A 14,661-nucleotide genomic window follows, 5' to 3' on the forward strand; every position below is an offset into this window, starting at 1 on the left:
CTAGTAAAGTGTTTTTATATTTCAAACTACATGATACAGATGAGATGGTTAGGTGATTACTATGTTATATAAGTTTATACTATCCACATAGATAGTATTTCTAATATAGATAACGAATTTCATTTACCTTGAACATAAATACCTTTCCAATTTTCAGGGAAATGCTTTTCTGCCCATATGCTGTTGAATCTTTTGGGTGAACAAATGGAATTTGCCGCATAAAAGACAGCATAGAAAACAGAATACGAAGGATTCCCTTTATAACCTTCGACATCTGCCAGAATCTCGTCCATAGTCCTGTTGAGCTCTTTTTCATCATCCACATACTTGAATTCGACTGCACATTCCAATGACGGTATCAATATGTCCGGATTATAACATTTGGCTGTTTGCTGAAATTTATAATGGCTACAATCTTTATTGTCAGGAAATGCTGTCTTACAGATTTGTATCATGGGTTTATAGACCTCTGGCTCGGATTTTGGCTGTATTCCAAAGTCTTTAAGCAGAGTAGCTGTACTATTTAAAATGTTTTCCAAAATGTCAAATTCTTTGCGAGCATCTATAATACTGAAATCATCGAAAGCATCCAGATATTTTCTGTAAACATGCATCAGCTCGCTATCCATATCTCCTGTATCTGATAGTATTTTTCTTTTTGTCTCGTAGAACGGTGTAATTTCTGCCAAGAAAGCATTATAATAATTAGGAAGATGTTTAGCCTCAATATAAGCCTGCACCAAAGGAAGCAGTTTTTCAGCCATGTAAATCAAGGACTCTTCTCTTTCTTGTTCTTCCGTTTCATACGCATAGCGTTCTTCTTGTGACAATTTGGAAAAATCAGGTATTCCGTATTCTTTAGACATCATATAATCGTAGTGGCTACGGTCGAATGCGGTCATTATTCTTTTTATTTTCTCTGCCAAATGTTTCATATTCGCTTATTTTTATAGGTTACAATAGCCCGAACAGTCTATTGTAAATATACTCCATAAAAGTGAGAAAAGGAAATGTTACGGTGGTAATTTAAACTGCCAGAAGTTGGATTATAGTTCGTTAAAAAAGAAATCGTTACGGAGTATGGTATGTTCCATAACGATTCCTAATAATCAAACTGTTATCGGTATCAAGAGTATCTACAAGGGGATTTTATTTAATCATAAATTCATTCCCATATGGATAAAAGCGTTTATCTATATATAGTTTGGAGTAGTCTGATAATTTGTAAATTTCAGGTTTATACAGATTTAATACCTTATCCAAAATTCTCTCTCGGAATATTATTCCATTTCCATATTCTACGCTATCTAAAACGAAGAAATTCTGTTTGATTGAATTGTCTTTCAGTTTCATATCAGGATATACTGTAAAACTAATTCCTATTTTTTTCTCTATATCATTTCGATGAAATGTTATACCTTTCCCGTAATGGAAAGAATCATTGTCAAAATGGTTTATACGTAAAGCGTAGTATTTTTTATCCGTTAGAGATTCGTTTTTCTTGTTTACTACCTTGACAGTTGCAATATCATATTTATCAATGAATCCATTTTCTTGAAGTAAAGACAAAAACTCTTCCGATACAATTTTAAGTTTTATGCTGTATTTTTCAAGAAAATCAAATTGCAAGATTCCCGGTTTTTTGTTGCATACGAGGTATAAGACTGGTGGTAAATTTTCTTCCCAACCATTCTTGTCTTTCCACATCCATCGTCCGTGATTTTGAAACTTCTGCCTTTTACTCTCATCGTAGGTATCACAGACATCAGATTTACCATACTCCAATAATCCTTTAGGAAGTTTATCTATCCCATATCGCCAAATATAAAGCTCTTCTGTATTCATAAGTACTATTATCTTTTCGTTAATATTAATGAAAGTTATTGATAGAAACTGGTTCTCCTGTATAATAGGCGGACATCTTTTGCCGAAAATCATTTTGTAAATTTCGGATGCGGTTTATAGCGTTAGCTTTAGCTACATCAGGTTTTATATTATTTTTTTCAAATTCATACATTGCTTCTATCTTTTTTATTTCTTCATCAACAGTTAAATTGTAGTCAGGGTGAGAGCCGCAGTGAAAATATTGTAAGCTATTTTTTAAGGCAACTTCTTTACTATTGGGTAAGAAAACGCCATTGGATGCGGAATCACGACCTCTCAGACCAATTTCCTTAAAGAATTTGTTATTTTCTTTCCAAACTTGTTCTGGGATAATGTGATGCGCCTGCCATTCTGTGCTTCTATTCCCATTTGGTCCGAAAGTTACTTTACCACCATGATTCATACCATTCTTTTCCAAATTTTTACCTAACCGATAACTGCTTTCTCCAGAAGGATCAATATAGGAATTAGGGTTAGAAACATAACCGTAAATAAGGATTCCTCCAGCCAATCCAATTGGATCATGAGTTAAATAACATCCGATTTCGGCAGAATAGTATCTGAATCTATTATAATATAACCCTGTTTCAGCATCTTCATACTGTCCCTGAAACCTGAACGGGCAATCATAAAGGGATTTTCCCGTAAAATCAATCACTTTTCCGTAAATGTCCAGCATACAGTCCCAAATCTTGTTCCCTTGTTCATCGTACATTTGGATGGGAGTACCCAAGTAGTCGGACACAATAGAGCAAGATTTATCACCTTGTATCTTGGCGGTAGGAATCAATGTTTCTTCTTCGAATATCCATGTAGTAATATCTTCCGCTGGTTCTTTTGGAGGAATGTTTTCCTCTTCGTCCGACTGTGAGCCGATGGCTTTATAGCTCCATTCGTGCAGCGGCACGTTGCCGTCCCACACCCAGCGTGTGATTTTGCCGAAATACCGCTTGGTGGTGCGCCGTCCTAACGCATCGTAGTAGAAGTCCACTGTCCTACCGTCCGGGCGCACGACCCGCCTGAGCATTCCGTTGGATGCCCACTCGTAGATCCATCCCATGCCCGTAGCCATACAGCGGATACCGCGTTCCTTTTCCATGCGCTTGTGGTTATGGGCCACACTGTTGTCTTGGAACTCCTTGTATTCACGGAAAATGAGGTTTCCCTCATCGTCATAGTGGTAGAAGCATGATGGGTCTTCCAAAAGTCTTCCTCCCGCACCGTATTTGCGGTCTTTTCTGTCCGGCGTCTCAAAGAGATTTCCCACGAAATCCGGCACGCGGTAAATCACGTCCGTTTCGGAACCTTTTGTCATTTCCTGACGGATGAGGAAGTCGAAACGGTCGTAATCGTAGCGCATGAGCGTTCCGGTTAGCTCGTTCTCTTTGGCGAGCAGCCGACCCGCGATGCCCCACTCGTAGCGGTATGCCCCACGCTCGATGTTGCCTGTACGCACTGATTTATGCACCTCGCGTCCAAAACGGTCACGTTCTGTCCTGACAGTGACATTACCTGAATAAGTGCGTTGGACTTCCAGCCCTGTATTGTCACGTACCCATGAAGCTTGCCAGTTTTCTCCCGCCTGCATAGTCTGCAAATTACCCTCATGATCGTATGTATGGCGTATGTCCGCTCCCAGATTGCTGGTAATGCGGGTACAGTTACCTTCGTTATCATAAGTGCGGTTGACAGTATATTCTCCCTGCTTTTCTTCGATAACCAATCCTGTTTTCTTGTCACGTGTAAACTTCAGCTTGTTTTCGCTGTTTTCAGCTTTGATAAGCAATCCATCCTTGTCGTATGCATATAATGCAGTTTCGCCATCATATTGTTCTTCCTTTAGGATGTTGTCCAGTCCATCATACAAGTATTCCGTCCATTTGCCTCCGGGACGGTTTACACGTGTAATACGACCGGAACCATCACGTTCATATTCGCGCCTCAATCCATCAAAGCCTATCTCGGTAATGACTTGCCCCAGTCCGTCCAGTTCAAAGAAATAATTTTCACCAGCCTCGTTCCCAATACGGCGGAGCTGCAACTCGCTGTTGTAACCGAAGGTGATGCGGTGGCGTTCCTGCTCCCGGCTTTTCAATATGCCTAAAGCTCCGTAAGTAAATTTGACTTCACGGATATTGTCCTTGGCATGAATCATGTTGCCCATAGCATCGTACTCAAAATGGTGTATGTTGCCATCAGGCTCCTCTAAACGTATCAAGTTGTCTGCACGGTCGTATGCGTAACGTGTGATATTCCCTTTTATATCTGTTGCTTCTATAAGACGCCCGCGGTTATCATAAAACCAGTGGCGGGAAAGTCCATTTGGAAAAACAAGTGATTCAAGTTCATAATGGGAATTGAATAATAATGTATATACACGTCCTTGTCCGTCTGTAATGGTATGAAGTAAGCCATCTTTATAAGAATATCTGATGGTTTGACCATTCATGGTAGTACGACTTGCAAGTCTGTCCTGTTCGTCATACTTCCATGTGAGTTGTCTTCCTTCCGGTGTACGCAAAGAAGTCAGATTGTAATTGTCATCATATTGCAACCAGGTATCTTCCCCATTTTCATCTGTTATACGGATAGGAAATCCAAAATCATTATAAATAGTCTTTCGGGTGTATCCTTCCGGGTTGACTATAACTTCCAATTCTTCAGAAGCATTGTAACGATAACGGGTTATTCCGCCATTGGCATCAATAATTTTATAGATAAGTTTGTCAGAACCATAGAAATATTCAGTGACAGCATTTTCGCCATTACGGATACGGGTTGTTCCTTTGCCATAATGGATATAGTATTCCATTACACCGCCATCACCCCATGTATGTATGCAGCGTGCGTTTTCGCCATTACCCTCATATTCCCAATGAAAGGACATACCGCCTTGGTTGACAAGTCGTATCAGTAGATGATTTTCTTTGTAAAAGAAATATTTGCTGACATTGAGGGCATCAATGGTTTCAATCATATTTCCTTGTTCATCGTAACAATAGCGTACAAGCTTTATTTCTTCATTGTCCTGTTTTATAGAAACACAGGTAACCCGTCCGGCGTCATCTGTATCTACTTTAATATGTTCACCACGAGAAGAAATAATTTCAACCAAGCGTCCAGCAGAAGCATATTTAAGTATGACAGAGAAACCGTCACGTGTAGAAATGGATGATACCATACGGTATCCGAACTTATTTTCCAATCCGTTGAAACGGTATTGATAGCCACGACTGTCAGTGAGTTGATAACCATGCGAATCAAGTTCCCATTTCAGCTGTTCCTTTCGGTCTATCCATTTTTCGCCAACAAGAAGTACGGGCAAATAAGATTCACGCCCATCTGCATGACGAATTACAAAAGCTTTATCATTGATTTGTTTTACTCCCATATTATAGCTATGATGCCAATTATAACCTAATGGACCATCGACAGCTGCATCACTATAATAGGTACGTTCCCATTTAATTGGAATTGGACCAGGAAGTTCAAAGTCCACATTCGTATGATAAACTCTTCCGGTAGCTGCATCTACAGGTTCTCCAAAAGTTTTGCACTTAATGGGCTGTAGGATATCTGCCAGTTTGTTTTTCCCTTTTTTACGTAAATTGTTTATGAGATCTTGAAACTTATCTCCAATCTTTTTCCATATTTTGCCAATGCCTTTCAGCCCCAATTTCATGGTCAAGGCAAACAAATCAATGGTAGGAGGGCCGCCTACAAGCACAGGCTTTCCCACAGAAGTTATGGTTGAAAGCATTGAAGTTGGTGCCATCAGAGCCTTGCTTACCTTTTTAGGTTTTCCTTTACGTGGAATGGTGGGGATACCTACAAGATTACAGGAAAGCGAAGGATGGGTAAGTGTGGAACAGGGAGCACCGTCTGCCAAGACTGTAGAACTTCCCATCCACATTTCAGATTCCGACATACCACTTACCAAAGGTGCCGGATGAAGTACAAAAGCCGGAAGATGTAAAATACTGATTCCTGCCTGCGCAATCCACTGATTATGTACCTTTACGGAAGGAGCCATTCCCTTCAATACATTGCATGCTACACCTGCTATACCAGAGGTTGCAGGTGGTATGGCAGCGGCAATTCCCGCCATAATATCCGCCATAAGGTCATAGATTTTCCCGACATGCGGAACCGGCATAACAGGAGAAGGCGGCGTAACAGTGGGATGCATATCAATACCTATGGAAAGGTCGCCAAATTTGGCAACAGGCATCCCTGGCATGGAAGGGAGCATTCCACCCAACCCTGCCTGAATATTATCCAAAGCTGCTTTGGAGTCTGCGAAAAGGTCGGCAAATCCACGCTTGGCACTGCTGCTTTGAGCTAAATCATTGAATGGCATACAGGTAAGTTTTGAAGTGAAAAGGCAACCGGAAGTCAGAAAAGAAATCCCAGTTGCCTTCAGAAAAAGTTATTAAATTCAAGCATCCTGAGCATAGTCGCTGTTCCAGTCATTTTCATCATCACCCTTGGTTCCTTCAAGTTTGATTACAAAACTCTTTGCGGGGAAGTACGGAGTGAGGTGAATATCCAGGAAGATGCGGTCTTTCTGTTTCGGATCACGTTCAAAACGGAGAATCTTGAACTTTTCGATAAGACGGCCAGGACCTTGGATGCTATCAAGGAACTTGCTGATTTGACTGCGTAAATCTCTTTCGGCTTTACTGTTCCAGTTTTCAAATGCACGGCGGTTGAGAAAGTCCATCAATACTTTTGTAACCCAGTCGAAAACACGGACTACCGAATAAGTCTGTAAACCTAAGTTGTCACCATTGAAAAGTGTCTTGGCTGAGAATGCCATTACTTTACCGTATTCCTTAACCATCGGAATCAAACCAATCTTCTCGATTTCTGAAATTTCACTTTTCTTCAGATTGAAAGCAACTCCGTCAACTTCACTCATTGAACCATATTTCTTACCGGCTGTTACTTGTGCCATTACTGTCTTATAGACACTGCCTGCCAGTGCAGCAGAAGGAGGTACAAGCAGATCTTCGGTTTCACCCAATTCTGCATAGCGTCCTCTGCCCACTAAATAGTTACAAGTCATACATACATTTGACTTATAGATGTCACCTCCGGATAAATTGGAGTCAAAGAACATTTCAATAACATCATCCGGCTTTTCAAGGTCGGCAAAGTCTGTGTAGATCATTACTTTGTTATCGTGTGCAATCTTTGCCCATTTCTCAACAACCTTGTTTGAACCCAGAAAACCAGGGATAACCAATAATGAGTAGTTTGTTCTTAAGTCAAGGCGGTCATAGTTGGCGCGAAGTTCATTGGCAATCGCGTCAATGAAGAATGAGTTGTCAAGATCTGTAAGCTGAGCCATAGATGCATTGACAATGGAAACATTCTTGATCTTGTCCGAGTCAGTGTTCTTGTAGAAAAGCATGACTGTACGGTACGATTTTTCCAACTGTTTGACTTCCTCTACCGCTTTGAGCTGGTTTTGTGAAAGTAAATCTGATACAGCTGCTGACTTTTTCTGACAAGCATCAATCATTTCTGTGATAGATTTGCCGCTTTTCAGCATTTCTACCCACATTTCAATACTCTTTGCAAGTTCTTTACGTTCAGCCGCTTTTTCATTACTGGTCAAATAGATATTGCGTCTTGCCTTACGCTCTGGATTGAGGTTCTGTATTCCATCTACAGAAGATTCCAATACATTGAAACCACCAAATTTGGCAAGAGCCTGTAACTCAGTATTTAAGTTTCTGGTTTGTACGGCAGCAACTTGTTGTTCCGCAGCTTCTATTTTAGGATTCTGTTCACTCATAACTATCATTCATTTACAGAGTTAGACTTTTCATTGTTTTTCAGTTCGTCCAGCATGACTGAAAGTGCATTGACAAAGGCGTCACGTGTAGTGGGATTCTCCAGAACCCGTTGCAGAACCTTGTTCGAACGCAAAGACTTTTCCATTTTGTCTGCAAATTGTTTTTCAGCATTCAGACTGGATAGAAAAGGACTATGTTCTGTCATCTTGGCAACAGAAAAGTCACCAACATTGTTAAAACGGAAGTTCTCCTCGACTGGTGCTCCGTCCGCATCAGAGAACTCAATATCTATTTCCGGCTGGAAATGTGCAAAGACTTCGTCAATGTTGGTAAGACCTGTTACAACTTCAGGTGCTACCGGTTCGTCCTTTGTCAATTGCTCAACCATTAAAGTTCGGTTTTGTGGAATATCCGCAATACCTTCGGATGCTTCGAGTTTTACCTCGTTTCCGCCGATTCCATAATTTCCAAGTTCCATACTATTCTAATTTTAAATTAAAAATATGTTAACTATTTCTCTTGATTTTAACTGAATATGTTCTTCTTTCTTCTGGCCTTGGCTTGTTGCATGGATGGGTTATCAACAAGTTCCCTCCAATCTTTGCCAAGCCATTCCTGTAATTGTTTTTCGAGTATTTCTATGTCTGAAGGAGCCCTTACTTGTTTGCCTGTATGCAAAGCGAGATAAGCGGCATAGGTAAATGTCGAGTTTCTTCTAATGTTTTCAGGAAGATAACTTCCGCCTGCTAGTGATAGTAAAAAGAACTCGAAAGCACTTTCCATCTTGCCCTCTTCATAACGCAGGAATCCACACATACGGTAACCTTCCATCACATAGTAGGCATCTTTTTGCTCAACAGCTTTCAAGGCTATCTCCTTATATAGTGAAATCGCTTCGTCACGCTTCTTTTCTGCGGTAAGTATGGCAGCCTTCATGGAAGCCGCCATTTTCCAGTAGCTATATCCTGTCGTATCACCGCCCATCATAGCCTTTTGGGCTTCATTAAGAGTAATTTCACTGTACTTCATGCTGTCCTTATATTCTCTGATGGCATAGAATGCTTCAGATGCAATAAACAGTGAAGATATATAGATACCATTGTCTTTTAGTTCTTTGGCTATGTCCAAAAGTTTGTTGATTTCCCTTCCTAACAGTTTTTTATCCTGTTTTTGGGTACAGTCCATTACAACGGTAACCTGTTGTTTAAACTTGTTTTCGGGAGCTGTAAGGTCTCCTCCGGCATCTCCTTGTGCCATACGGTTGCGCAAAGCCTGAATCAGGTTGAATTTGGGATAAATACAGGCTACCATCCGCGAATTGTCAAGTCGTATGCTACGGTTTCCAGCTATATTGATAGTAGCTAACCGAATTCCTTGCGGTACACCTTCTGATAAGACTTTTGAAAACCATTCTGCACGTTGAGGACCTTTCAATTGTCCGGGAGGGAAATAGATGCAAAAGTTGGTGTCTTCCAGTCCGGAAATACAGGATTTTAGCCGTAGCATCTCCTGCCATAAGGCAATAGTAGTGTGAGGAATGTCTGTCCGGGGAAAATACTCTCCAGTTAATAGTCCGTCCTGTTTCAATGCCTTGAGAACATCATACTTTTCGTCAATTTCTTCTGTAAACCAGCTGACATATTCTTTCCAAAGTTGCTCTGTGAATTTTTCATCATCGCCCTCATATATCGTGTCAAAGCGGAAAAAAATGTCATCAAACTGTCCTACCGGGGAACGCTCTATTTCAAAAAAACGATCAATCAAATCTACGTCTGTAGCTTCGACAACCCATATTGCCAGCTTCCAGTCTTTACGGACTTCTATTTCAGCCCAGTAATCAACCGCTTTATAGTATTCTTGTATAACAGATGCTGATGCTCCCATATTAGTTTGTTTAAGAGTTTATTTTTACGATGCCTCCTGTTACGGTAACATCGGCTGTACCTTCTATGGACATGTTGTTGGCTGTAACTGTACCTGCTTTGCTGGTTTGCTCATATTGACTTTGTGCTTCAACCTTTATATTTGTCCCGGTTGTAGCTATGGCTGTCTTTTCTTTACTGATAATCAGATTTTCATTACCAGAAACAAATGCAATGTTCTTTCCAGCTTCGAGACAGATTGTTTCGGCCTTCATGCCAATGGATTTATCCTCCATTGCAATTATTGATTCCGATTCGTTTGTGATAATCACACTCTTTTTCGCCATAATGGTAATGCTGTCCTTTCCATCAAGAAGAATCAGTTGTTTTCCTGTCTGGTCTGTTATGGTAATACTTCCCGCTTCATCATTGAAGATGATAGCATTACCACTACGGGTAATGATTGTTTTAAGCTGATTGTTATCACCTCCTCCTTGTCCCGATTCGGAGTGGAACATGGCTCCGCAAACATAGGGGCGGTCCGGGTTTCCATGTTCATAGCCAATCATGACCTGGTCACCAACCTCCGGTACGAATACAAGTCCGCGGTTTTTGCTTACGGCATCACTGGTTCCGGCATTAGGGCTTTGTACTCTGATCCAATTTGTAGTTTTGCTGCCTTTTTGCCATTGAAAGTGCACCTTAACTCTTCCTTGCCCTTTTTCATCTTTATTTTCCTGAACTGTAGCCAGCTCCGGCATTGCTGTAGGAAACCTGACATCAGATACGGGCAGATTTGTTGTATCGCCTGGAATTCCGAAAAATGTATTGGAGTAATGACCGTCCCGGTGTACTTCGTGAATAATTTCCGTTACAAGATATTTGCCGAGCGGAGAAAGTTTCATCTTGTCGGGGAACGAAACATCAATTATTTCGCCGATTCTGATACGGCAAGTCTTTCCTGTACCACTTATATTGAGCAGTCTTGCTCCAGAAGCATTTCGTACTCTTTTCATCTGGTCATCAAGTTCTGCCTTATCCTTGATATGTGGATTGGCTGGGGATATGACTTTTACTGGATATGCCTTTTCTGAACGTGCATGTGCAATAGATTGAAGATCGCTCATCCTTTCCGGTTTGGCTGGTGTATCCGCATTATGTTCTTTGTTCTCCTGCGCTACATAATCGTATCTTGCAGATTTTCCAGGAACCATATTGGCTATCAAGCGAACTTCCTCAAGATCTACGTCATATTGAAGCTTTGCCGTATTAATATTTTCCGGTTTTCCGAAGTAAATTTTATTGCCGTCATAATAGAACCACTCGCCATATAACAAAGAAAGGCGGTTCATGAATGCAAATGCGCTTTCGTTGTATTGTGCCAGATATGAAATCGGGTTCGTATATTTAGGTGCAATAACTATTTTCTCGTTGCCATATTCTTGTGTCGCTTCATTAATGATTGCAGATAATGATTGTTCAGTCCATGAATCTAGTGTGCAGTTACTGTCGAACAGAATTGTGGGGCTTTCTCCATGAATCGCTATACCACCTGCCTCGCCTTCACTTCCAATCATTTCAACCTTAGTTACCACTCCTTCAAATACATAACTGTCACTAGTCTGCCGATGGGTAAACGAAATAGTGATAGTCTCTCCAATGAAATTGATGAATTTCTCCGGAGTCTGCTGGAAGGTATTGTTTGGTGAAAGATAGTTGACAATCACTGTAAAATCGTGATGTTTGTTGAAAGACTGATGGAGACGAAGGGAAACGAACTTCTGTTCCTCTCCTTTTATCGTCACCTTTGTAGCCACCAGATTCAGAAAACTTGCTCCCATATTATTAATTTCTATAAGGTTATTACATAAATAAACCGACTAGTCGGTATGTTTTGAGGTGCCAAAATAACCGGAATTGGTATATCCCGGCACCTCAAAACTTTAACCCAAAACTAACCATTAGTTATTTTCCGGCCAGTCTTGTGTAAATGTAACTTCGTTCATCTTTACTGTCTGAGCAGAAATAGTGAACTTGATTGTCATAGGATAATCATTAGCTACACTTAGTGCCTCCTCGTACTTAATGACATAACCGTTTTCAAATACCAGTTCTTTCATTTTAGCATCTTCATCAGCTTTCTTGAAGACGATGTTTCCGTTTACTGGCTGGTACTGTTTGAACATCTTGTCCAATACGATTGTGTCAGGAGTAGATTCGACTTCCACGTTAATGGTACCTCCATAAATGTCAGATGCCGGACGTCCTTTAGGATCTACATCACGGTTAAACTTGACATCCCATCTCAATACATCAAACTCTCTAGAGTCTGAAAACTTAAATGACGCTTTAAATGCCATGTTATTAAAGTTTTAAGTTAATAAATTGGTTCACTTCGAAATCCTCAAAGTAATCAGAATCCTGTTGTTGTTCTCCCTTTCCTTTGTGATTTCTGGCGCAATGTATGCTTTTTTTCGAACATCGCAAAAGAAATTGGATATTTTTTTCATAAATATGCTCATGAACATAAAAAAAAATACCGATTTGAGCATGGACTTTCATTTTTTACTTTTATATTTGCATTGTTCTCCTGCGCAATTTTTTAATCTTTATCGATTATGGATACAGGAGTTAGTTTCATTAATCTTAATGATTCTGTAAAAATTGCGCTTAACATAGCACAGGCAGTGGCTCGTGAGAATGCGAATGAGTATTACATGCCCTCGCATTTGTTAAAGGCTCTACTTCATAAGGATGTAGGGCTAAGAGATTTTATTGCAAGCCTTGGAAAGGATTTGGGTTATCTGGAAGAGTGGGCTGATGTATATATTGAACAATGTCCCAAGTCTACCCAGCTTTCCGAGATAAAACCTTCGGAAAAAATTGATTTTATATTTCGGGCTGCGGATGATGCTCGTATTCGTCTTGGATTATTTGATATAAATCCAATCTGTGTTCTTATTGCCTTGTCAAAACCAGGAGTCGCTTTTTCAAGTGACCAGTTGAGGTCTTTTCCGATTCAGGAAAGAGATATATTATCCCTATATGTTAATAACACAGAAAATCCCGCTGTGGAAAATCATCATGCAGCTTCGATATCAGACAACTATGGTCCGGGAATAGGAAGTTCATCATACCTTTCCAAATATTGTATTGATCTGATGGCTGCCGCTCCTGAAAGATTATTGCCGGTTATCAATAGAGACCGTGAGACCCGTATGGTCATGGAAGTGCTGGGTAGCCGAAGTAAATCAAACGTTTTGATTGTAGGTGATGCCGGAGTTGGAAAAACAGCTTTGGTTTATGGTCTGGCATGGGATATTGTTAATAAGAAGGTTCCTTCTTTTCTGGAAGGAGCCCGTATCTTCGAGTTGGACAATGCTTCGCTTATTGCCGGAGCCACCTATAAAGGAGAAATCGAAGACCGTTTGAAGAATGTATTGAAGGAACTTCGCCATATAGAAAATTCCATCCTGTTTATAGATGAAATACATGTTCTACTGGATAGCAGACAGGGTAATTCCGGAGCGGGTAATATCCTGAAGCCGGAGCTGTCACGTGGAGATTTGACCGTAATTGGTGCTACAACAATAGACGAGTATAGGAAGATTATCGAACCTGATCATGCGTTCAGTCGTAGATTTGAGGTCGTTCAGGTAAATGAGCCTGATTTAAAGTCTGCCATTCAGATGCTTCATAGTGTAAAGAAACAGTATACAGATTATCATCATGTCGGTATCAGCGATACTGCCGCGGCTGAATGTGTGCGTTTGGCCAAGCGTTATGTAAAGGAACGTCGGTTGCCTGACTCAGCCATTGGACTTTTGGATATGACCTTGTCTGCCATAAAGATGGTAAATGAAACAGGACAGCAGGACGTAAAAGAATTGCTTGATGAATTGGACACTATTGAAAAAGCCGAAACGGAAGAAAGTGAAAAAGTTGAGGACTTAAAGACTTTATTGTTTGTTATGCGTAATAGGCTAAGCCCTATCTTGCAAGGAGTGATAACCGATGAAACGGATGTGAATGAACTTCAGGATTATACTGAATTGAAGAGTTATCTGCTGAATGCGTTGAACTTGATGCGCGAATTTGCCGAAAAGAAAATCGAAGAGGTAGAAATATATGAAGTCGCTGCGGTGGTAGCAAGCAGAACCGGCATTCCAATAGGAAAAGTACAGTCACAGGAGAAGGAACGTCTGTTGAATATGGAGGACTATTTGCGTAGAAGAGTTGTCGGGCAGGATCAGGCCTTGAAAACACTTACGGATGCAATCCTTGAATCGCGTAGTGGAATGAATAAGCCGGGACAGCCAATCGGCTCCTTCTTCCTTTTAGGACCTACCGGTACAGGAAAAACAGAGTTGGCAAAGGCTTTGGCTGAGACATTGTTCAATGATGAAAAATCCATGATACGCTTTGATATGTCGGAATTCAAGGAAGAACACTCTGCGGCCCTTCTGTATGGTGCCCCTCCGGGATATGTAGGATATGAAGAAGGCGGTATGCTGGTAAACAAGATAAGACAGCAGCCTTATGCAGTGGTTCTTTTTGATGAAATAGAGAAAGCCCATCCATCGGTATATGATATATTCCTCCAAATAATGGATGAGGGCAAACTTCATGACCGTTTAGGCAAAGAAGGTGATTTTTCCAATTCCATTATTCTGTTTACATCCAATGTGGGCAGCGAGTGGCTGACTAAACAGTTGGAATCGGGAAGCGTACCTTCTACTACACAGATAATGGAAGTGATGGGAAGACATTTCCGTCCGGAGTTTCTGGCCAGATTATCTGAAATTGTTCCATTCTCTCCTATCAGCGAGGATATTTTGCTGATGATATTCGACATACAGTTTAATGGCCTTAGAAAACTGCTTGACCGTCAAGGTATAGCAATTGAAATAAGTGATGATGCCCGTAAACTGCTTGCACATAAAGGATTTACTCCTAAATATGGAGCAAGGCAGGTTGCCGGTGTGATTCGTAATTATTTACGTAGGCCTATTTCCCGTCTTATAATAAAGGAAGAGTTGTCGAAAGGCAAGACCTTGAAGGTAGGATTAGATGAAGCGAATGAATTAACTTGGGATATTCACTGAAAATCA

9 protein-coding genes are annotated in these 14,661 nt (G+C 40.7%); 1 reads left to right on the forward strand and 8 read right to left on the reverse strand.

Annotated elements, in window-relative coordinates; genetic code table 11:
* Positions 1-119 precede the first annotated feature (119 nt).
* The 8 genes from DW039_RS02235 to tssD all read right to left on the reverse strand — a co-directional run bounded on the left by DW039_RS02235 (position 120) and on the right by tssD (position 11,910).
* On the reverse strand, positions 120-935 hold the full coding sequence (locus DW039_RS02235) for a hypothetical protein (RefSeq protein ID WP_120381637.1): 816 nt from the start codon (positions 933-935) through the stop codon (positions 120-122).
* 214 nt (positions 936-1,149) lie between these two features.
* A complete protein-coding gene (locus tag DW039_RS02240; RefSeq protein ID WP_120381718.1) occupies positions 1,150-1,845 on the reverse strand; it encodes an Imm43 family immunity protein in 696 nt (231 codons plus the stop codon).
* 25 nt (positions 1,846-1,870) lie between these two features.
* On the reverse strand, positions 1,871-6,244 hold the full coding sequence (locus DW039_RS02245) for a DUF6531 domain-containing protein (RefSeq protein WP_120381638.1): 4,374 nt from the start codon (positions 6,242-6,244) through the stop codon (positions 1,871-1,873).
* Positions 6,245-6,322: 78 nt separating this feature from the next.
* Positions 6,323-7,687 (reverse strand): DUF5458 family protein, encoded by a 1,365-nt coding sequence (locus DW039_RS02250; RefSeq protein ID WP_087247685.1) that lies wholly within the window; start codon positions 7,685-7,687, stop codon positions 6,323-6,325.
* Between the two features lie 5 nt (positions 7,688-7,692).
* The gene (locus DW039_RS02255; protein WP_120381639.1) at positions 7,693-8,166 is read right to left on the reverse strand and encodes a hypothetical protein; all 474 of its coding nucleotides are present in this window, start codon (positions 8,164-8,166) and stop codon (positions 7,693-7,695) included.
* Positions 8,167-8,213: 47 nt separating this feature from the next.
* Positions 8,214-9,572, reverse strand: a complete 1,359-nt coding sequence (locus tag DW039_RS02260) for a hypothetical protein (RefSeq protein ID WP_120381640.1) — start codon at positions 9,570-9,572, stop codon at positions 8,214-8,216.
* A gap of 10 nt (positions 9,573-9,582) precedes the next feature.
* Entirely contained in the window at positions 9,583-11,391 is a 1,809-nt protein-coding gene (locus DW039_RS02265) for a type VI secretion system Vgr family protein (RefSeq protein ID WP_120381641.1), read from the reverse strand.
* 120 nt (positions 11,392-11,511) lie between these two features.
* Positions 11,512-11,910, reverse strand: a complete 399-nt coding sequence (tssD, locus tag DW039_RS02270) for a type VI secretion system tube protein TssD (protein ID WP_118165945.1) — start codon at positions 11,908-11,910, stop codon at positions 11,512-11,514.
* A gap of 258 nt (positions 11,911-12,168) precedes the next feature.
* Here tssD and DW039_RS02280 point away from each other — a divergent pair, with 258 nt between their 5' ends.
* Complete coding sequence (locus DW039_RS02280) at positions 12,169-14,655, forward strand: ATP-dependent Clp protease ATP-binding subunit (RefSeq protein ID WP_120381643.1); 2,487 nt, start codon at positions 12,169-12,171, stop codon at positions 14,653-14,655.
* Positions 14,656-14,661: the final 6 nt, after the last annotated feature.

Origin of the sequence: Bacteroides sp. AF39-16AC, from assembly GCF_003602735.1 — a bacterium.
Lineage (GTDB): Bacteria > Bacteroidota > Bacteroidia > Bacteroidales > Bacteroidaceae > Bacteroides > Bacteroides uniformis.